The sequence below is a fragment of the Mucilaginibacter sp. genome (genome assembly GCF_039925265.1).
GTDB lineage: Bacteria > Bacteroidota > Bacteroidia > Sphingobacteriales > Sphingobacteriaceae > Mucilaginibacter.
This window is the reverse complement of record NZ_JBDSZG010000041.1, coordinates 95,604-115,186: the sequence shown is the minus strand read 5'-3', so window position 1 is coordinate 115,186 and position 19,583 is coordinate 95,604. Positions and strand designations below refer to the sequence as shown.

Annotated in this window: 16 protein-coding genes; 7 read left to right on the top strand and 9 right to left on the bottom strand. The window is 44.7% G+C overall.

The window, feature by feature from the left end; translation table 11 throughout:
- The first annotated feature begins 37 nt into the window (after positions 1-37).
- Genes lpxK through ABIX36_RS18520 form a run of 3 tightly spaced genes read left to right on the top strand, consistent with a single transcriptional unit; the run spans position 38 to position 3,982 of the window.
- Positions 38-1,087 carry a tetraacyldisaccharide 4'-kinase gene (gene lpxK, locus ABIX36_RS18530; RefSeq protein WP_348083659.1) on the top strand — a complete coding sequence of 350 codons (1,050 nt, stop codon included), beginning with the start codon at positions 38-40 and terminating at the stop codon, positions 1,085-1,087.
- A complete protein-coding gene (locus ABIX36_RS18525) occupies positions 1,065-1,880 on the top strand; it encodes a purine-nucleoside phosphorylase (protein WP_348083658.1) in 816 nt (271 codons plus the stop codon). Before lpxK ends, ABIX36_RS18525 begins: the two co-directional genes overlap by 23 nt.
- On the top strand, positions 1,880-3,982 hold the full coding sequence (locus ABIX36_RS18520; protein ID WP_348083657.1) for a putative porin: 2,103 nt from the start codon (positions 1,880-1,882) through the stop codon (positions 3,980-3,982). Before ABIX36_RS18525 ends, ABIX36_RS18520 begins: the two co-directional genes overlap by 1 nt.
- Positions 3,983-4,133: 151 nt before the next feature.
- Here ABIX36_RS18520 and ABIX36_RS18515 read toward each other — a convergent pair whose 3' ends face one another.
- Positions 4,134-5,315 carry an asparagine synthetase B gene (locus ABIX36_RS18515; RefSeq protein ID WP_348083793.1) on the bottom strand — a complete coding sequence of 394 codons (1,182 nt, stop codon included), beginning with the start codon at positions 5,313-5,315 and terminating at the stop codon, positions 4,134-4,136.
- A 223-nt stretch (positions 5,316-5,538) separates the two neighbouring features.
- Here ABIX36_RS18515 and ABIX36_RS18510 point away from each other — a divergent pair, with 223 nt between their 5' ends.
- The 3 genes from ABIX36_RS18510 to ABIX36_RS18500 all read left to right on the top strand — a co-directional run bounded on the left by ABIX36_RS18510 (position 5,539) and on the right by ABIX36_RS18500 (position 7,787).
- Complete coding sequence (locus ABIX36_RS18510; protein WP_348083656.1) at positions 5,539-6,705, top strand: PD-(D/E)XK nuclease family protein; 1,167 nt, start codon at positions 5,539-5,541, stop codon at positions 6,703-6,705.
- A gap of 72 nt (positions 6,706-6,777) precedes the next feature.
- Positions 6,778-7,215 carry a peptidylprolyl isomerase gene (locus ABIX36_RS18505; protein ID WP_128535809.1) on the top strand — a complete coding sequence of 146 codons (438 nt, stop codon included), beginning with the start codon at positions 6,778-6,780 and terminating at the stop codon, positions 7,213-7,215.
- Between the two features lie 71 nt (positions 7,216-7,286).
- Positions 7,287-7,787 (top strand): DUF5606 domain-containing protein, encoded by a 501-nt coding sequence (locus ABIX36_RS18500; protein ID WP_348083655.1) that lies wholly within the window; start codon positions 7,287-7,289, stop codon positions 7,785-7,787.
- Between the two features lie 225 nt (positions 7,788-8,012).
- Here the strand turns inward: ABIX36_RS18500 and ABIX36_RS18495 are convergent, their stop codons facing one another.
- From ABIX36_RS18495 to rlmH, 4 genes are all read right to left on the bottom strand, one after another.
- Positions 8,013-8,420, bottom strand: coding sequence for a Dabb family protein (locus tag ABIX36_RS18495; RefSeq protein WP_348083654.1), 408 nt, complete (start codon positions 8,418-8,420; stop codon positions 8,013-8,015).
- On the bottom strand, positions 8,417-8,863 hold the full coding sequence (locus tag ABIX36_RS18490) for a hypothetical protein (protein WP_348083653.1): 447 nt from the start codon (positions 8,861-8,863) through the stop codon (positions 8,417-8,419). Before ABIX36_RS18490 ends, ABIX36_RS18495 begins: the two co-directional genes overlap by 4 nt.
- Positions 8,835-9,752 carry a cation diffusion facilitator family transporter gene (locus ABIX36_RS18485; protein WP_348083652.1) on the bottom strand — a complete coding sequence of 306 codons (918 nt, stop codon included), beginning with the start codon at positions 9,750-9,752 and terminating at the stop codon, positions 8,835-8,837. Before ABIX36_RS18485 ends, ABIX36_RS18490 begins: the two co-directional genes overlap by 29 nt.
- Before the next feature lie 104 nt (positions 9,753-9,856).
- Positions 9,857-10,330, bottom strand: coding sequence for a 23S rRNA (pseudouridine(1915)-N(3))-methyltransferase RlmH (gene rlmH, locus ABIX36_RS18480; protein WP_348083651.1), 474 nt, complete (start codon positions 10,328-10,330; stop codon positions 9,857-9,859).
- A gap of 80 nt (positions 10,331-10,410) precedes the next feature.
- Here rlmH and ABIX36_RS18475 point away from each other — a divergent pair, with 80 nt between their 5' ends.
- Positions 10,411-12,225: a DNA mismatch repair protein MutS gene (locus ABIX36_RS18475; RefSeq protein ID WP_348083650.1), complete on the top strand. Its 1,815-nt coding sequence runs from the start codon at positions 10,411-10,413 to the stop codon at positions 12,223-12,225.
- Positions 12,226-12,432: 207 nt separating this feature from the next.
- On the opposite strand, the gene ABIX36_RS18470 is transcribed toward ABIX36_RS18475, so the two are convergent.
- The 4 genes from ABIX36_RS18470 to ABIX36_RS18455 form a co-directional block, all read right to left on the bottom strand.
- Positions 12,433-14,904: an outer membrane beta-barrel family protein gene (locus ABIX36_RS18470; RefSeq protein WP_348083649.1), complete on the bottom strand. Its 2,472-nt coding sequence runs from the start codon at positions 14,902-14,904 to the stop codon at positions 12,433-12,435.
- A 111-nt stretch (positions 14,905-15,015) separates the two neighbouring features.
- The gene (locus ABIX36_RS18465; protein ID WP_348083648.1) at positions 15,016-15,483 is read right to left on the bottom strand and encodes a hypothetical protein; all 468 of its coding nucleotides are present in this window, start codon (positions 15,481-15,483) and stop codon (positions 15,016-15,018) included.
- Between the two features lie 6 nt (positions 15,484-15,489).
- Complete coding sequence (locus tag ABIX36_RS18460) at positions 15,490-15,642, bottom strand: hypothetical protein (RefSeq protein WP_348083647.1); 153 nt, start codon at positions 15,640-15,642, stop codon at positions 15,490-15,492.
- An 85-nt stretch (positions 15,643-15,727) separates the two neighbouring features.
- Positions 15,728-19,045 (bottom strand): DUF559 domain-containing protein, encoded by a 3,318-nt coding sequence (locus ABIX36_RS18455; protein WP_348083646.1) that lies wholly within the window; start codon positions 19,043-19,045, stop codon positions 15,728-15,730.
- Positions 19,046-19,583 lie beyond the last annotated feature (538 nt).

Genomic DNA, 19,583 nt, shown 5'->3' with positions numbered 1-19,583 from the left:
ATGGCCCTCCTCCCAATTCCCTATCTTTACCCGCTCTATGAAATACCTGCGCTGGCTTTTGCTTCCGTTTTCGTTACTCTATGGCCTGGTTGTGATGGTACGCAACTGGCTTTACGATGCCGGATTATTTAAAAGCCGTGAGTTTGAGTTGCCGGTAATAGCGGTAGGCAACCTCGACGTAGGCGGTGCGGGTAAAAGCCCTATGACAGAGTACCTGGTTCGCCTGCTCAAAAACGATAACAAGCTGGCTACCCTAAGCCGCGGGTACGGGCGAAATACAAAGGGTTTTTTAATGGCTACCGCCACGGCAACCGCTACCGAATTTGGCGACGAGCCCGCACAGTTCAAGCATAAATTCCCGGAGGTTACCGTGGCCGTTTGTGAGGACAGAGTGGCAGGTATAGAACAACTGCAGGCATCGCATAACCTCATCATCCTGGATGATGCCTACCAGCATCGCGCTGTAAAACCGGGCTTCAATATTTTGCTGTTCGATTATAATAAGCTGTTCGATCCGCGCTTTGTTTTACCCGCCGGCAACCTGCGCGAACCGTTCAGCGGCAAGTGGCGGGCGGATATGATGGTGATCACCAAATGCCCGCCAAATCTGTCCGAAGAAGAAAAAACAAAATGCTACTACCGGTTGAACCCGCAAAGCTGGCAGCCTTTGTTTTTCACATCCATAAACTATTTGCCTTTACAGGATATGCACCAGCAGCCTATAGGTTATAAGATAGATGCCGATACCACCGTATTTTTGCTTACCGGCATAGCCAACCCCGCGCCATTGGCCGGCCACTTAAAAACGGCAACCAGCCATATCATTCACCACAATTATCCCGACCATCACCAGTTTACCTTAAAAAATATCGCTAAACTTGCTGCAGAGTTTTCTGCCTGCAAATCACAAAAAAAAGTAATTATCACAACAGAAAAGGATGCGCAGCGTTTAGGGGTACATGAACTGCTTCCCGCTGTTTCGCGGCTGTTTGCTTTAGTGATGCCGATAGGCGTTGAGTTTTTAGGCGATGCACAGCAGAGCTTTGATGAATTAGTTAGAAAGTATGTTAGAAAGTATTCAGAATAGTACCAATTATATTAAGAAACGCATTGGCGATTTTGTGCCTGAATGTGGTATAATTTTAGGCACCGGCCTTGGCGGTCTGGTAAACGAGATTGAGGTTGAAAAACAGCTGATGTACAGCAACATCCCCGATTTTCCGATGTCGACCCTGGAGTTCCACTCCGGTAAACTGATATTTGGCACATTGGCAGGCAAAAAAGTGGTTGCCATGCAGGGCAGGCTACACTATTACGAAGGCTACACCATGCAGCAGATCACCTTACCGGTTAGGGTGATGAAGATGCTGGGCATCCAAACTCTTTTTGTTTCCAACGCCAGCGGATCGCTTAACCCGGCCATAAAAAAAGGCGACCTGATGGTGATAGAAGACCATATTAACCTGCAGCCGGCAAACCCGCTTATTGGCCGTAACGATTCGGATATGGGCCCGCGTTTCCCGGATATGAGCCAGCCCTACAGGCGCGACCTGATTGAAAAAGCTTTAAAAATAGCATCAGCAAATAACATCAGCTGTCATAAGGGTGTTTATGTTGCGGTAACCGGCCCTAACCTGGAAACCCGTGCCGAATACCGGTACCTGCGCATTATAGGCGGCGACGCGGTAGGCATGAGCACCGTACCCGAAGTTATTGTAGCCAATCACATGGGGATCCCTGTTTTTGCGATATCCGTTTTAACAGATGAAGGCTTCACCGAGGAATTGCAACCGGTTTCCCTGGAAGACATCCTGGCCATAGCCCACGAGGCAGAGCCTAAAATGACAAAAATACTTAAAGAACTTATTGCAGGGCTTTAATGGGCGCTAAGTTTAAATACATATTACTCGTATTGATCTGCGCATCCGTGCAGGCGGCTTTTGGGCAGGTGCCAACCACCTACCCCGGCCAGCAGTCGCGCGAGCCTGTTTACAGCCGCGATACCAGCAACCGGATAAAAAACACCCGCCCCGGCGATTCGCAAAATATCGATTCCATCCGCGCGCGGGATGAGCGCAAAAAAGATTCCGTAGTATTCACCTCCAAATTTATTAAGGTAACCAGCGAGCGGCTGTTAAGCGATAGCACCCAGCTTTTCCCGCTGGATACGGGCCTGGTGAACTTTGAGAATTATAGTCCGCTTAACCAGCCCCGTAACCCCAAAGTACATTTGGGCTATCTGGGCACCTCCCAGCGCGACCTGCTTTTTAACCCGCGCAAAACCATTGGCTTTGATGAAGGGATGCACGCCCTTGATGCCTACCTGGTAAACCCGCAGGATATGAATTATTTTAACGCGCGGGTGCCCTATACACTGCTCTCGCTCTCCAATACGCTGGGCAGCACCAAGGAGCAGTATTTTAAAACATTGCACACCCAAAACATTAAACCCAACTGGAACATCGGCTTCATCCTCAACTTTAACGGGTCGCGCGGGTATTACAGCAGCAATAATGTATTAAAGCAGAACGTAAGCGGGTTTAATGCCGGCTTTTTCTCCTGGTACCACTCGGTTAACCAACGCTATAACATGTTGGCCAATGTACTCTTTAACAATCTTAAAACGCCCGAAACCGGCTCACTGGTAGAGGATGATGTGTTTAATACGCTTACGTTTAACAAAACCACGCAGCCGGTTAAACTGCCCAGCAGCTACAGCGACTGGAAAAACACCGGCTTTTATATCAAGCAATTTTACTACATCGGGCATATCGATAGCCTTAAAAAAAGCACCGGCAGCACCAATGTATTGCCAACGCAGCGTGTTGCCTACACGTTTTATTACAACACCCGCAAATACGAATACCTGCAAAACGACCTGGACCAATACGGTGTGTTCCCCGATTATTATTTCAGCGCAGGCCGCTCGCGCGATTCGCTCAACGTTTTACACTTACAAAATGATTTCTCCTACAGTTTTTACCTGAGGGGGAAATCCTTAAAAATGGTGAAGAATGAGCTAAAACTTGATGTGGGGCTAACGCAGGATTTTTACAAATACAGCCAGTTTGTAAGCGATACCACCCTGAACGAATTTGGCCGCAAAGTATTGAGGCCATCCAGGGTGCAGAACTCAACCTTTCAAAACATTACGCTAAAGGCGCGCCTTGGCTACCGCTTTAGCGACAGGATAAACCTGGATGGGGATATTAAGCAGATAGTACAGGGCCGCAACTTCGGCGACCTGCTGTATGATGCCAAACTCACCCTTGCCGGTGGTAAAAAAGCTGGCAGGATTGTGCTGGGCGCCTACATCCAAAGCAGTTCGCCCGGGCTAATCTATACCGACTGGATAAGCAACCACTATATTTTCCATACCGATTTTAATAACCAGAAGATAACCAACCTATCCTTTAACTACGTAAACGACCTGCTAAAACTCGACCTGAAGGCCGAGTACTTTTTGATAACCGACTACCTGTATTTCGCGGCCTCCAATGGCGGGGTTGATGCTACGCCGCAGCAATTTGGTGGCAGTATCAATATGCTTAAGGTAAGCCTGGGCAAAAATCTCACCTGGCACAAGTTCCACTTTGATAATTACGTGGTTTACCAAAAATCAGACAACTTAACGCTTTTGCGCACACCCGAAGTTTACACCTACAGCAGCCTTTACCATAACTCAACATTGTTTGATGTGCTTAAATCCGAATACGGTGTTAGCCTGCGTTACAATACTACATACACCGCGCCATCTTACGCCGTTGGTTTAGGCCAGTTTTATAACGGGGCCAACGTAACTTTTACCTCCTACCCTATTGCCAGCGTATTTTTTAAAGCAACGCTACAGCGTACCAACATTTTTATTCAGTATGATTATGCTAACCAGGGCCTGTTCAGCAAAGGATATTACACGGTAAACCGCTACCCGCAACAGGATGCCGCCTTAAAGTTTGGCGTGGCGTGGACGTTTTATAACTAAGAGCCCCCCAGCCCCCTGAAGGGGGAGCTTTTGAAATGCTTAAACAAAGAAAAACCCGGTTAATGAATTGACCGGGTTTTTCTTTTTATCTTGATTCTTGTGTCTTAATTTCTTGCGTCTATTTCTGCTCCCCCTTCAGGGGGCTGGGGGGTTATGTCTTCTGCTTCTTCTTATTAGCTGCCGGGAATAGCACATTATTCAGTATCAACCGGTAGCCGGGCGAGTTGGGGTGGAGTTTAAGATCGGTTGGCGGGTCGCCAACGGCGTGTTGGTAATCTTCGGGGTCGTGGCCGCCGTAGAAGGTCCACTGACCTTTGCCAAATTCGCCGTGGATGTAACGGGCCTCGTTCCCTGTTTTCATTTCGCCCATGATGGTAACACCGGGCTTTAAACGGTTTTTATTAAAAGCAGTGGTAAGGCCCATAAAGCCCTTGATCACCTTATCGTGGTTTTGCGTGAGCATACCGGGCACTACATCCCACTTGGCCGAAAAATCAAACAGGGTGAAGAAATCGCGCGTGCGTTCTACCTGCCGGGTGGGCGTTACATCTATATTACTAAACTGGTGCGACTCGGGGTTCATATCCAGCTGAAAATTTTGAAAAGCGAAGGTTTGGGTATAATCCAGCTTGTTTTGGGCTGCCGGGTCAACGGCATCGCCATCAAACATGGGTCCGCAAATATCGGTATTGGATGATGCCAGGGCGATATCAAAAGTATCGGTACCGCTGCACATGGCAAACAGGAACCCTCCGCCCGCGCAAAAATCGCGGATATGCTCGGCTACGGCCAGCTTCATTTGCGATACCTTTTGAAAACCCAGCTTTTTGGCCATAGCATTCTGAGCCTTTACGTCGTCATTATACCATTGCGCGTAGCGGTACGATGCGTAGAACTTACTAAACTGCCCGGTGAAATCCTCGTGGTGCAGGTGCAGCCAGTCGTATTTGGGCAGGTCGCCTTTTATTACTTCTTCGTCGTACAAAACATCGTAAGGGATCTCGGCATATTTTAAAACCAGGGTAACGGCATCATCCCAGGGCAGCTTACTTTTTGGCGAATAAACGGCCATTTTAGGGGCCTTTTGCAGTTTCACCAGGTCCATATTAACGGATGGGTCACTTACCTCGGTGATGATCTGCGTGGCGGCGGCATCGGCAACCACCTGGTAACTCACCCCACGGATCTTGCACTCATCCTCAATGCGTTTATCATACTTCATCATAAAGCTGCCACCGCGGTAGTTCAGCAGCCAATCTACCTCCTGCTGGTTCTTTAACACCCAAAAAGCAATACCGTACGATTTTAAATGGTCCTTCTGCTCCTCATCCATCGGGATAAGGATGGAGGCGGCCCTTACTAAGAAAGGCAAAAGGAGAAATGTAAAAGCTAAAAAGTATTTGTAGAGCGGTTTTATCACTTTGATTTGCTTGATGATTACCAAATGTAACGATTAAACAATAAATGTATTACAACTCTATGAACTGAACCTATCAACAAACTTGTTTTCTGGATACAAAGAAAACAGTATCTTGTAAAACCTTATCTTATCACAAATGCGCGAATACGAAAGCCTACTTAACCAAATTAAAGCTATAACAACCCGCTACGAAAAAATCAGTGAGTTAACGGGAGAGAACTTCAACGTATTTCGAATACTCAAGTTAGATTCTTCTGAAGTTAGAATGCATTCCGCTTTTATTGGAGAATTACTCAATCCAAATGGAAGTCATGGCCAAAAAGACACTTTTTTAAAATTGTTTATAAAAGCTTTCTGTTTTAAAGGCAATCTTATAGATACCGAAAGCTCCATAGTTGAAATAGAAAAGCATACCGGATTTATTAATGGGGATAAGACCGAAGGGGGGCGTATTGACATTATTATCACAGACAAACATAAAAATCACATAATTATTGAGAATAAAATTTATGCTGGCGACCAAGAAAATCAATTATTGAGATACCATACTTATTCAAATAGTGCCGATTTAATATATTTAACTCTTCATGGAAAATCTCCGACTGCTTTTAGTAAGAAAGACTTGGAGGAAGACTTGCATTACAAATGCTACTCGTATAAAAATGAAGTGTTAAAATGGCTGGAGTCTTGTCGAAAAGAAGTAGCTGTTTACCCACTTATTAGAGAAGCGATAAGTCACTACATAAACCTTGTAAAACACTTAACCAATCAAACAATCAATCATAATATGGAAGAAGAAGTAAGCACCTTATTAAAATCACATATAGAAGCGTCATGGGTAATTGCAAGCAATTTGGACAATGCATGTCAAAAAATTGCCGAAGATTTCTGTGAAGATTTAAGCAAAGAGCTAGAAAAACGAGGATTAAACTGTGGCTATGAGGTAGATTTCAAAGAGCGTTATAGCGGCTTTTATATATGGAAATCAGAGTGGCGTCATGTAAGCATGGCTTTTCAATTTCAGCATTATGATAAAGACCTGATATATGGCTTTTTACAAGAAGACCCTGAAAAAAACATCTTGCCCGATAAATTAAAAACAGAATTGAATTCATTGCCTTATAATTTAAGCAAAAATAGTGTTTGGTGGCCTTGGTTTAATAGTGTCGATTTTCCTTATAATAATTGGAGTGAATTAATAGCCTGGCAAGCAATTCTTGATGGCAGAATGAAGAGTATTATAATTGAAAAAATCGAATACCTCCTCGCTCTAACGGAAAATATAGATTTCACCGCTAAATAGGATTACCTACCTTTCTCCCCCCTTTCACCTTTCACCTCAAATGATTAACTTTGCACCCTATTTAAAATAATGATGAGCAAAGCAATAATTAAAACCGAAAAAGGCGACATGACCGTTGAGTTTTTCGATAAGGATGCCCCTAACACCGTAGCTAACTTTTTAAAGCTGGCTAAATCGGGTTTTTACGATAACGTTATATTTCATCGCGTTATCCCTAACTTTATGGTTCAGGGTGGCGACCCAACCGGCACTGGTGCTGGTGGCGCAGGTTACAAAATTGACTGCGAGCTAACCGGCGAAAACCAATACCACGATCGTGGTGTGTTATCAATGGCACACGCAGGCCGCAACACCGGCAGCTCACAATTTTTCATCTGCCACAGCCGTGCAAACACCGCGCATTTAGACCGTAACCACACCGTATTTGGTAAGGTTGTAGAAAACGTTGACGTGGTTGACGATATACGCCAGGGCGATAAAATTTTAGGTGTAGAAGTGTTAGAAGATTAAATAGTTTTGAGTAGTGGGTTTTGAGTGATAAGTACTCAAAACTCACCACTCAAAACCCATAACTAAATAAAATGAATTTACAGGGAATTGTTGCAGTATCGGGTAAACCGGGTTTATGGAAGGCGCTTGCGCAAAACAAAACCGGTTACGTTTTAGAAAGCCTTGATGCGCAAAAAACCAAGCTAATTGCTAACTTGAGCACTGCTAAGCTGGCCGCTTTGAACGAGATCACCATCTTCGGACTGGAAGAGGACATTAAACTGGTTGACGTATTTGAACGCATGAAAGCCTCCGCCAGTGTACCTGGCGTAAAGGATGATGGCAAAGCAATGCGCAAATTCTTCCGCGAAGTAGCCCCGGACCATGATGAGGAAAAAGTGTACGCAAGCGACATGAAGAAGATCATCAACTGGTTCCTGCTATTAAAGGATCTGCCCTTGTTTAGCGAAGAGCTGCAAAGCGCACCTGTTGCAGAAGAAGCTGAACCCGTGGAAGAAGAAGTTGCGGAAGCAGTTTCAGTAGAAGAAACCCCAAAAGCAAAAGCTAAAAAACCTGCCGCCAAAAAAGCATAAGGAATTTTTTACTATTTAAAGAGGCTGTATCATATTGGTTTTGATACAGCCTCTTTTTTGTTTTTTGGCTGCGTGTAAGTCGCCAAAAAACAACCATAAAGTGTTCACGCCGCACATATGAACACCGTGAACATTTATAAATAACTTATAATCAAATGTTTACAAATTACGATATGGTGTCAATATCTTGTCACCAACAATGTGGTTGCTGTTAATTATCTTCGCCTACGCGTCTATCGCATCATAAACAATAACCTTTTCCCAAAGGTGGCTATGATCTTTAATGAATTGCTGATGAATGGGGTGGCTTTGATAAGCTGCCTGGCTTTCCAGATCGGCGAAGAACATTACTTCTGATACGCCCCAGCTGTTATCAACCACCTCGCGTTTTTCGGTACTGGCTACGATGCCTACGTGCAGTTCTTTTATCATCGGTATTTTGCCCAGGCTTTTTACGCCGGCAACCAGCATATCGCGGTCTTCCTTAGAGCCCGGGTTCTTCAACCAAAATAAAGCGTGGTGCAGTATTGGGTATTTAGGATCTAATTCTTTTAACGGCGCAGCCGACGCTACCGCCGTACCGGCAACTACTGTTGCTGCGGTGGCTATAAATTTTCTTCTGTTTGTGCTCATATAGTTAACTTATCAAAATATTTTAAGCAAAGCCGCAATTCTTTCGCGGCTTTTAGCAATTTCTTTTCTGTTTCAGATGTTGCCTTAAATTTAGAAAAATACTTTGTGTTTAATTGGATCTCATCATTATCCGCAACCGAAAAAACCTTTACATTAAGCTTGTCAAGATGTAAGGTTTTCTCTTTATCGTCGTAATTGGGCCGCTCCCCCTCTTTAAGTAAGAAAAATATTACTGTAAAATAATCAGTAATATTTTCATAAGAAACGGACACTATCTTTTGTCCATCAGTGTACTCAATTCCGTAAAAAGCATTTCCCTGTATCTTTTCGGCTAATCGCATAAAGCCATATTCCATATCGAGATACGAAAAGTAAGCTTTTACTAACTTGATATAACTTTCTCCGCCTATCATCTCAGCACTTCGGCTGCTCGCATTTTTCATCCTCAAACTCCGGCTCGAAAGTACTATGGCTGATGGAGAGATGCTCCAGCCGGTGGCGCAGGTCGTGCTTAATGTTATCGAAGTTTGTCATGTCCTCGGGTTTTACCACGAGGTGGGCCGTAAGGGCGTTCTCGGTGGTGCTTAGCGCCCAAACGTGCATGTGATGCACATCTATCACGCCTTTTGCTTTTTTTAGTTCGGCCTTAATTTCGGCAAGGTCCATTTCTTTGGGGACTCCGTCCATTTCCAGGCGGAGGCTGTCTTTCAGCAGGCTCCAGGTGCCGGTTAAAATCACAATGGCAATGATGATGCTCACCGCGCTGTCTACCCAATACCAGTGGCTAAAGTAGATGATTACACCCGATATAACCACACCCAGCGATACAATGGCATCAACCGCCATGTGTATGTAGGCACCTTTTATGTTCAGGTCGGTATCCTTATCTTTTACAAAAAGCCAGGCGGTAAAACCGTTTATGGCAATACCTGAAAAAGCCACCCAGGCTATGGTGGTTCCGGTAACCGTCTCCGGGTGCAGGAAGCGCAGCACCGCCTCGTACACAATAAAACCAACCGCTACAACCAATATCACCGCGTTAAAAAACGATACGATGATGGTAGAGCGCTTATAGCCATAGGTGTATTTACTGTTCGATTTTGCCTTGCTCATTTTAAAGGCAAGCAGCGCCAAAGCCAAAGAGGCCACATCGCTCAGGTTATGCCCGGCGTCTGTTAGCAGGGATAACGAACCGCTGATCAATCCGGCTATTACCTCTACAATTACAAAACCCGAGTTTAATACAATTCCCCAGATGAAGGCCGTGTTTAGCTTATCCAGCTTAGGGGCATGGTCGTGATGATGATGGCCGGAGTGATCGTGACTGTGCATGGGGTAAAGGTATTTAATTGATTTGAAAATTTGGCGATTTGAAGATTTGAAAATGGCTGAGTTCAATTTTCAAATCTTCAAATTCACTCATCTTCAAATCAAGCTCACTGATGATGATACGGCTCTCCTTTAATAATGGTAAATGCCCGGTACAACTGTTCCACAAAAAACAGGCGAACCATCTGGTGAGAAAACGTCATGCGACTGAGAGAAATCTTATCGTTAGCGCGCTGGTAAACTGATTGGTCGAACCCGTAAGGGCCGCCTACCACAAATACCAGGCTGGCTACCGAGCTGATGGCGCGTTTGTTTAAATAATTGGCAAACTGTACCGAGGTGAATTCCTGCCCTGCCTCATCCAGTAAGATGAGGTGATCCTGCTGGGTAACTTTTTTAAGGATGAGTTCCGCTTCTTTTGTTTTCTGCTGATCTTCGGTAAGAGCCTTGGTGTTCTTTAGCTCAGGGATCTCGGCCAGTTCCAGTTTGGTATAGTGCTTTAGCCGTTTTACATACTTTTCTATGCCATCTTTTAAATAAGCATCCTCGGTTTTGCCAACGGTTATAAAAGTGATCTTCATTAGAGGCGCTAAATGTTGCGTATTTGTTGTAAAATTGAAAACTTGTAAAACATTCCAAAATTAAGGTTTTACAACAGCTAATGGAACAGGATATTTTAAACGATTATATAAACGCTGCGGATGCCGCGCAACAACAAGCCGACAATTTTGCTAAAGAAGCCAACACCTATTCGCTTTACCGGCTGGGCGTTTTCGCGTTGCTCATCGGCTCGGTGGTATTAGCAGTAAGCGCAAACAATTTATGGATCTTAGGCACCTCGGTAGCGGTGCTTGCCTTTGTTTTTGCCAAGCTGGTAAACAAACAAAACGAGTTTGAAACCGCAAAAAAATACTACCTCGACCTTAAGGCGATAAACAGCAACGAAGCACAAAGCATACAAAGCAACGCTAATATTTACCACGATGGTAGTTGGTACCTGGATGAGAAACACAAGTACACTTCCGACCTGGATATCTTCGGAAAAAGCTCTCTGCATCAATTGATTAACCGTTGCGCTACGCTGGGTGGCAACAACAAACTGGCAAGCTGGTTGGCTTCTGCATCAAAAAAAGAAGTAGTGCTATCGCGGCAGGAAGCAGTGAAAGAGATAGCTGCTAAAGCGGAATGGAAGCTAAAATTTCAAACTAACCTCCTCTTCTCGCTAAAGCAACACCCCGAACAGGTAAAAAACCTCATCACCTATTTAAAGACACCGGTGGAGCTGGATAACGAAAAATTTGTAAAGGTATATATGCACATTGCGCCGTTTGTATTACTTGCGTTGGCTATAGCCGGCATATTTTACACACCGGCCTTTTACATATTAGGCCCGGTGGCGTGGTTCAACTATAGGCAGGCATCTACCCGGGAGAAAATTGTAAAAAAAACAGACCTGATTGCCGGCAGGATAGATACCGCGCTAAGCCATTTTGTATTGGCCTTCCAAAACATAGAGGAGGAAAAATGGCAGTCGGGCAGGCTTAATGAAGCCGCCAAAAAGTTGAAAGATGCTAACGGATTGGTAGTATCGCGCAAAATAAAACAACTATCTATACTCATCAACAAGCTTAACTACCGTCTGAACTTGATTTTGATGGTAGTGCTGAACGCGCTGTTCATTTGGGACATCCGCCAGTTGGTAGCCATTGAAGCCTGGAAAAAAGCTAACCACGAGAATTTTGAAACGGCCTTTGACGTGATAGCCGAGTTTGAGGCTCTCATTAGCCTTGCCGTACCTGCCATCAACTACCCGGATTGGACCTACCCTATTATTGCTGATACCGAAGGTTATACGCTTACCGCCAAAAACATAGCCCACCCGCTTATCCGTGGCAAGCGGGTTGATAACGACTATGAACTGAACGATGCCTTCAGCATTGATATTATTACCGGCAGCAACATGGCGGGCAAGAGCACTTTTCTGCGCACCATTGGCATTAACACCGTTTTAGCGCTGGCTGGGGCACAGGTTTGCGCTGCGGCAATGGAAGTGTCGGTTATTACCATGGTGACCTACATGCGCATTAAAGACAGCCTGAACGAAAGCACATCTACCTTTAAGGCAGAGCTTGACCGGTTGCAGATGCTGCTTGCCGCCGTAGAAAACGAAAGCCGGGTTTTCTTCCTGATAGACGAGATGCTGCGCGGCACTAACTCAGTTGATAAATACCTGGGCAGTAAGGCCGTAATAGAGCAACTCATAGCCAAAAAAGGCGTAGGCATGGTAGCCACGCACGACCTCCAGATAGCCCGCCTGGAAGACAAATACCCCGCTTACATTCGCAACTATTACTTTGATATACAGGTTATCGGCGGCGAAATGCTGTTCGATTACAAGATAAAGCACGGTGAGTGCAAAACCTTCAACGCCTCGCTATTGCTTAAACAGATAGGGATAGATGTTTCTGCGGAGTAAGGGATAGAGTCAAGAATCAAGAGGTAAGAATCAAGAGACAAGAAAAAAGAAAAAAATTGCTGCCGCGAGATTAGCGTAGCGTAACTCGCGGTAGCTACAAAAGACTACAATACAAACAAAAGCGAGCCTCCCGTTCTACCAGAAGGCTCGCTTTTGTTATATAACTGTCGTCTTGTGTCTTGATTCTTATTTCTTGACTCTATCAACCTATCGGCCGCCGGCTGGTGCGCCACCGCCGCCCATGCCCTGATCGCCTTGTTTAAGGTCGTCGTTGTTTACGCCGCTCTTTTTAGGCTGGCTAAAGCTTAGTTTACCAAACGAGTAGCTAAACGTTATGCCATACGAACGGAATGGCAAAGCGAAGCTGCTTGTTTGCCTAAAGCCGGGGCTCGTAGTGCTCGATTTAAAGTATTTATACTCCGAGAAAGGATTGATAATATTTAAGCCAAGCGAGGCTTTCTTTTGCATAAACTGCCTGCGCACACCAAAACCCAAGATGCTGAATGCCGGCTGTGAACCCTGTATACTACGGCGCGATGAGCTACCAAAAGCAAATGCTTCAGCAATAAAGTTGCTTGGCAACGTTGCAGTAGCACGAAGGAAACCATTGAACATTACATATGTGCCATTTTGTGATTGCTGATTTACAAACCTGCCGGTAGGGTTGGGCTTGTAAGTAAACCCGTTAATACTACCGATAATGGTTAGCGCTTTTATTGGGTTTATAGTACCGAAGAAACTACCGCCAAACGAATTATTATTACCCACATTTTGAAATTTGGTAAGTGTGTACGTTTGGTTGCTAACGGTATCAGTAATTCCCTCAATAAGGCCCGAGGTGCGTTTGTAGTAAACCGAAAGGTTTACTATAGACGTTTTAATAAAACTGTTCAGGCCAAGCTCAATAGTTTGTGATACCTCCGGACTAAGCGTTGGGTTACCCTGCTGATAATTCTGAGGATTGCTGCGGTTTTCGAACGGATTTAAAAATTGCAGGCTCGGGCGGGTTATACGCTTAGAATATCCCAGTTTCAGCGTGTTTGACGCCGTTATTTTCTTTTGGAATGTAAGGCTTGGTACCCAGGTGTTATAGTTCTGATCGAAAGGCGTAAGCGACTGTGTAGCACTTATAGGTTCGCCTGCAATGTCGGTATTCTCTAACCTCAAACCAGCTAATATAGACCATTGCTTAGGGAGCGTAATGGTAAGCACCGAATAACCGGCCACTACCGTTTGATTGTAATTATACTGATTAGACAGGGTATTGTTGTAAATAAACTCGTTGTTCACATAGCTGTAATAATCACTTACGCTTCTTAATCTTCTGAAAATTGTTTTACCACCTGCTTCCAGTTTAAACACTTTATTTATTGGCAGCGTGTAGTCTATCTGAAAAGTGTATTCGTTGTTTTTTCCGTCGATATTGTTTTTAACACTTTGGTACACGCCGCTGTATAGATTCTGATAGGCCTGTATACCTGTATTGTGGCTCCACTGGGTAGAAAAATCTATCTCGTGGCCTTCTTTTTTAAATTTATGCGTATAATCTATATTCCAGTCGAAACCATCTATCTTGTTATCGCTGTTGGTGATGCTGGTATACGGGTTAAAGGCCTCGGTAGTAGAAGAACCTGTGGTACCAAAAGTGATCTGGTTGAATTTAAAGGTAGTATTAAGGCTGTTAAAACCGTTGAATTGATACCCGGCACCTACCGAACCGATAAGCGCATGCCTTTTAAGTTTGCTCTCGCCGTTGGTAATAATAGAGGTTACATTACCATTGTTCTCAAAATACTGCTCGAAATTGGTTATTGAAGTTTGCGGCCATGAAGCATTACCACCTATATTAGCATTCAGGTTAAACCTGTTTTTGTTATAGTTGATGTTGGCGTTACCGTTGTTTTGGCGTGTACCCACACCGCCGCTGATACCACCGCTTAAACCCGAAACATTTTTTTGCTTGGTGATAATGTTAATGATACCCGCAGAACCTTCCGCATCGTACTTTGCCGATGGCGAGGTGATCACCTCGATAGATTTGATCTGATCCGCAGGAATAGATTTTAACACATCAGCTAAACTTGCCGATGTTGCACCTGACGGCTTGCCATTGATGAGCACACGCACATTTTGATCGCCGCGTACAGAAACGTTGCCGTTGATATCTACCGACACCATCGGCACTTTCGATAACAGGTCGGTAGCGGTACCACCGGCTGCTGTAAGGTCTTTTTCGGCATTGTAAACTATCTTATCGATCTTATTTTCGATAAGCGCCTGCTGTCCAACAATCTGCACCTCTTTTAAAGCACGCGCGCTTGGCGGCAAAATAAGGCTGCCCAGGTTAGCATCCGGTTTTGAGGCCGAGGTGATAACCGGGTCGATAGTTTTGGTTTTGTACCCTAAGAAAGAGATGGTGATCTTGTAACTGCCAGATTTTACGTTATCAAGCTTAAAGTTTCCTTTTTCGTCGGTTAAAACACCGTTGATAGGCACAGTACCACCGCTTTTAAATACGCTGATGGTTGCATAGTCAACCGGTTTTTTAGTAAGGGAATCGATAACCGTACCGGCTATTTTCCCGAGTATAGATGAGCCGCCACCGCCGCCAACACCAAACTGGGCATTGGCTGTGAATGAAGCACAAATTATTATTAAAAGTAAAATTATACGTCTCATATTAGTTCATTTTGGTAATTGGAGGCGAAAATGAATAAAATGTTACAAGCAATTCTACCTTTTTTGTAAAATATTAATAACTGTAATGTATATGTTACACTAAGCTGATAATCAGCTATAAAGTATGCGTTTTGATAGCTTTAAAAACGGGCGTTCTACACATAAATAGAATATCCAGGCAAATAAAAAGCTGACGATAATGCCCCCGGTGAACTCCGCAGCCTTACAAATAATAGTTTTGGGCAGCAGCTGGCCCACATAAACTACCAGGTTGGCACCAATAGTATCGTGCGTGAGGTACAGCGAGAACGAAATGGTAGAAAAGAAGCTGATAACCTTGTTACTTTTTAGCGGGAGGGCCAATAATAAAAGGGTAAACAGGGTGGCGGCTGTTTCTACCCAGCCAATATTAAAATAACTAACCAAGGCTACAGGCAAAGCAAATAATAACGCAGCAACCGGCCTAATTTGTTTGGTAAAATACAGGTAATATAAAATGCCGAGCGCAAAAATTGGGAACACGCGCAATAGCGTGGAACCCGGTATGTGGATGTAGTACGATAAGATGCATAAACCCAATAAAAATCATGTGCCCCATTTACTTACGATAACCGGGAACGCCAGCGCCACAAAGAGGTAGAACTGGAACTCGATACCCAATGTCCAGTAAACGGGGTTAATATATGGCGCACCGGTAAAATTGTTGAGGTATGCCAAATGCGATAACAAGCTCACCATGACAAATCAACAACCTATGTTTTCTAAAAAAAATAGCGATGGGTTTGAAACCTATCGCTATAGTAAATATCTAATAAAGGGTTATTTACACCACAATATTCACAATCCTGCCTTTAACTACAATCACCTTTTTAGGGGCTTTGCCGTCGAGGTATTTTAGTACGTCGGTGTGTGAGCGGATGGCGGCCTCAATCTCTTCGTTGCTAAGACTTAATGACAAACTTACGTTTGTTTTCATTTTACCGTTGAACGATATTGGATAGCTAAACTCATCCTCCACCAGGTAGGCCGGGTTGAATGTAGGATATTGAGCATAAGACAAGGTACCGGCTTCATTACCCAGCAATACCCAAAGCTCCTCGCAAATGTGTGGCGCGTACGGCTCCAGTATGATCACCATATTGTGCAGGATGGCGCGTTTGTTACATTTAAGGTCGGTTAGTTCATTCACCGCTATCATAAAGCTGGAAACCGAAGTGTTGAACGAGAAACGTTCAATATCCTGCTCCACCTTTTGGATGATTTTATGTAATGATTTCAACTCGGCCTTAGTTGGTTCAGCATTGCTTACAGTAAAGTTCCAGTCGGCATCATGGAAAAGCCTCCAGAATTTACGCAGAAATTTAAACACGCCCTCAATACCATTGGTATTCCAGGGCTTGCTCTGCTCCAGCGGACCAAGGAACATTTCGTACATGCGCAAAGTATCGGCACCGTAACGTTCTATCAGATCATCCGGGTTAACCACATTATACTTAGATTTCGACATTTTTTCGACTTCCACGCCGCAGATGTATTTGCCGTTCTCCATGATAAACTCTGCGTCGGCATATTCAGGCCTCCAAGCTTTAAACTTGTTCAGGTTCAAAACCTCGTTGTCAACAATATTAACGTCGACATGCAAAGGCGATACCTTATAATCTTTTATCAAACCGTGAGATACAAAAGTATTGGTACCCCGCCCGTCTTCGTCAGACAAACGATACACAAAGTTACTCCTACCCTGTATCATCCCCTGGTTGATCAGTTTTTTAAACGGCTCTTCCTCCGGTGTTTTACCAATATCCTTTAAAAACTTGTTCCAGAAACGGCTGTACAACAAGTGGCCGGTAGCGTGTTCGCTGCCGCCAATGTATAAGTCTACCGCCTTCCAGTAGTCAATCGCCTCTTCCGATGCAAATTCGGCATCGTTCTGGGCATCCATATAGCGGTACCAGTACCAGCTGCTGCCAGCCCAGCCGGGCATGGTTGAAAGTTCGTAAGCATAACTTCCATCCGCGTCAGCCCCCTCTAAATCTCCCCCGGAAGGGGAGACTTTAGCTTCGTCCTGGTCACCAGAAATTTTAGTTTTATCCCTTTCAGGGAGTTCATCTAATTTGCGTTTTATGGTATTGATGGCTTTTTCCGGATTATCTAATATCTCATCATTATCAAATCTTAATATCTCAAACCCTAAATGATTAAGCACTTCAGTCCTTGCATCGTCAGCCTCTTTATTTAATTTGTGGTGATGGCCATCTAATTCAATAATTAGTCCCTTTTTTAGGCTAACAAAATCAGCTATGAATTGACCAATGGCATGCTGTCTCCGAATTTTATAACCCGTTTTTTCACCACGCAAAAGCTGCCACAAAATATCTTCAGCTTCAGTTGGATTTTTTCGGTTATCCCTGCTAAAATCCTTCAACTGCTCATAGTATACAGGGTCCGCAGTTTCCCTATATATTCCGTCTTGCTCTTTAAGCCCTCCCTCCCGGGGAGGGTTTGGGTGGGGCTTGTTGCTTGGTTTGTAACTCCAATCCGTAGCTCTCGCCAACGGTGGTTCACCGGTTTCGGTTGGCAGGTATTTATCAATTTCGGGCAATATTAAGGGCAATTCGCTTTCATCAATCAGATAGGGCAAGCCATCCTTAAAGTAAACGGGTACGGGTTCGCCCCAGTAACGCTGGCGACCAAAAACAGCATCGCGCATTCTAAAGTTCACTTTTGCTTTACCCGCGCCAACCTCTTCCAATTTGGCAATCACAGCGGCGGTGCCGGCCTTATAATCCAGGCCGTTCATAAAGTCTGAATTGATATAGGTGCCTTCCTTGGTAGGGTCGGCTTCGGTTTCTATGTTCTGGATATCGATGATCGGCACTATCGGCAAGTTGAAATGCTTCGCGAACAAATAATCGCGCTGATCGCCGCTTGGTACGGCCATTACGGCACCTGTGCCGTAACCTGCAAGCACGTAATCGGCAATCCATAATTGGATCTTCTCGCCGTTCAACGGGTTCAGCACATAGCTGCCCGTAAATGCACCCGATACGGTTTTGGTATCGGCCATACGGTCCAGCTCGCTTTTCTTTTTGGTTTTGGCAATGTATTCCTCTATATCCTTTTTCTGCTCGGGTGTGGTCAAAGCTGCAACCAGTTCATGCTCGGGTGCCAAAACCACAAACGTAACACCGAAAATAGTATCCACACGGGTGGTGAAAACCTCTATGTAGTTAGTGGTGAGTTGTGCGTTTTGAGTGGTTTGCTCAATCGGAAATCTAACTGATGCTCCTACGCTCTTGCCAATCCAATTGCGCTGCATTTCTTTTAAAGGCTCAGGCCAGTCGATGGTGTCCAAACCTTCCAACAAACGCTGGGCATAGGCGGTAATGCGCATGCTCCACTGCATCATTTTCTTTTGCTCCACAGGATAGCCGCCGCGCTCGCTAAAGCCGTCTTTTACCTCGTCATTTGCCAGTACGGTACCCAGGGCGGCGCACCAGTTAACGGTACTTTCGCGCAGGTAGGTTAAGCGGTATTTTAACAGTTCAGCTTGTTGTTCCTGTTCAGTAAACGCTTTCCACTCATCGGCGGTAAAGCTTAGTATCTCTTCATCACACACGGCGTTGATGCCGGCGCTGCCTTTGTTTTCAAAATGAGCAACCAGGTCGGCAATCGATATAGCTTTGTCGGCCTCCTTGTTATACCAGCTGTTAAAAAGCTGCATAAAGATCCACTGCGTCCACTTGTAATAACCGGCGCTGCTGGTGCGTACCTCGCGGCTCCAATCGAACGAGAAACCTATCTGATCCAACTGGCGACGGTAAGTGGCAATATTATCCTCGGTGGTCACCGATGGGTGTTGCCCGGTTTGTATGGCATATTGCTCGGCCGGCAGCCCGAAGCTGTCGTACCCCATCGGGTGCAGTACGTTAAAGCCTTTTAATCGTTTGTAACGCGCAAAAATATCAGAAGCAATATAGCCCAGCGGGTGGCCAACATGCAGCCCCGCACCGCTTGGGTAAGGGAACATATCCAGCACATAGTACTTGGGTTTGTTGGTTTTATTTTCGGCCTTAAAGGTGTGGTTATCCGCCCAAAACTGCTGCCACTTTTTCTCTATATCCTTAAATTGATAGTCCATTTTATTAATTGCGCATGTGAGGGTGCGAAAATAATAAAAATGACGGTTAGTTTGGTAGAGATTGTGGGTTTAGGTTGGAGGTAAGTTAATTAGAGGTTGTAAGGGTTGTAAGGGTTGTAAGGGTTGTAAGGGTTGTAAGGGTTGTAAGGGTTGTAAGGGTTGTAAGGGTAATGCGAAATGAGGTTCGTTGTTTTAGAATTCTGCAAATTTCTAAAATTCGTTTAATTCGAGTTCAGATAATTATGGGCGATGCCTTTGGCCCGGGCTTTCCGTTCCAAGTCCGCACTTCGCTGCGCTGCATTTACGGGCTTTCCACTGCAATCCCTATCGCATTGTCTGAACCGTTGATTTTAATGATTAGATGATTCCGCTGATTGTCTGAACCGGGATTAAGCGGATTTATACGATTAAAAGGATTTTGATTTGCTGCGACAAATAACAGGCAGAACGAAGCCTCAAAAACCGGCCTTGTCCTGTTCGGCAACCACTGAAACTGCTAAAGCACAACCTTCCATAGAACAGGGCGCAGCCGGGAGTT

What these genes read in the sequence shown, in the direction of transcription:
- ABIX36_RS18485 (WP_348083652.1), bottom strand. Translation starts at nt 9,752, where the DNA reads ATGCACAGTCACGATCACTCCGGCCATCATCATCACGACCATGCCCCT.
- ABIX36_RS18520 (WP_348083657.1), top strand. Translation starts at nt 1,880, where the DNA reads ATGGGCGCTAAGTTTAAATACATATTACTCGTATTGATCTGCGCATCC.
- ABIX36_RS18490 (WP_348083653.1), bottom strand. Translation starts at nt 8,863, where the DNA reads ATGAAAAATGCGAGCAGCCGAAGTGCTGAGATGATAGGCGGAGAAAGT.
- ABIX36_RS18460 (WP_348083647.1), bottom strand. Translation starts at nt 15,642, where the DNA reads ATGGTGAGCTTGTTATCGCATTTGGCATACCTCAACAATTTTACCGGT.
- ABIX36_RS18475 (WP_348083650.1), top strand. Translation starts at nt 10,411, where the DNA reads ATGGAACAGGATATTTTAAACGATTATATAAACGCTGCGGATGCCGCG.
- ABIX36_RS18470 (WP_348083649.1), bottom strand. Translation starts at nt 14,904, where the DNA reads ATGAGACGTATAATTTTACTTTTAATAATAATTTGTGCTTCATTCACA.
- ABIX36_RS18495 (WP_348083654.1), bottom strand. Translation starts at nt 8,420, where the DNA reads ATGAGCACAAACAGAAGAAAATTTATAGCCACCGCAGCAACAGTAGTT.
- ABIX36_RS18510 (WP_348083656.1), top strand. Translation starts at nt 5,539, where the DNA reads ATGCGCGAATACGAAAGCCTACTTAACCAAATTAAAGCTATAACAACC.
- ABIX36_RS18515 (WP_348083793.1), bottom strand. Translation starts at nt 5,315, where the DNA reads ATGGATGAGGAGCAGAAGGACCATTTAAAATCGTACGGTATTGCTTTT.
- ABIX36_RS18525 (WP_348083658.1), top strand. Translation starts at nt 1,065, where the DNA reads ATGTTAGAAAGTATTCAGAATAGTACCAATTATATTAAGAAACGCATT.
- ABIX36_RS18455 (WP_348083646.1), bottom strand. Translation starts at nt 19,045, where the DNA reads ATGGACTATCAATTTAAGGATATAGAGAAAAAGTGGCAGCAGTTTTGG.
- rlmH (WP_348083651.1), bottom strand. Translation starts at nt 10,330, where the DNA reads ATGAAGATCACTTTTATAACCGTTGGCAAAACCGAGGATGCTTATTTA.
- ABIX36_RS18500 (WP_348083655.1), top strand. Translation starts at nt 7,287, where the DNA reads ATGAATTTACAGGGAATTGTTGCAGTATCGGGTAAACCGGGTTTATGG.
- ABIX36_RS18505 (WP_128535809.1), top strand. Translation starts at nt 6,778, where the DNA reads ATGAGCAAAGCAATAATTAAAACCGAAAAAGGCGACATGACCGTTGAG.
- lpxK (WP_348083659.1), top strand. Translation starts at nt 38, where the DNA reads ATGAAATACCTGCGCTGGCTTTTGCTTCCGTTTTCGTTACTCTATGGC.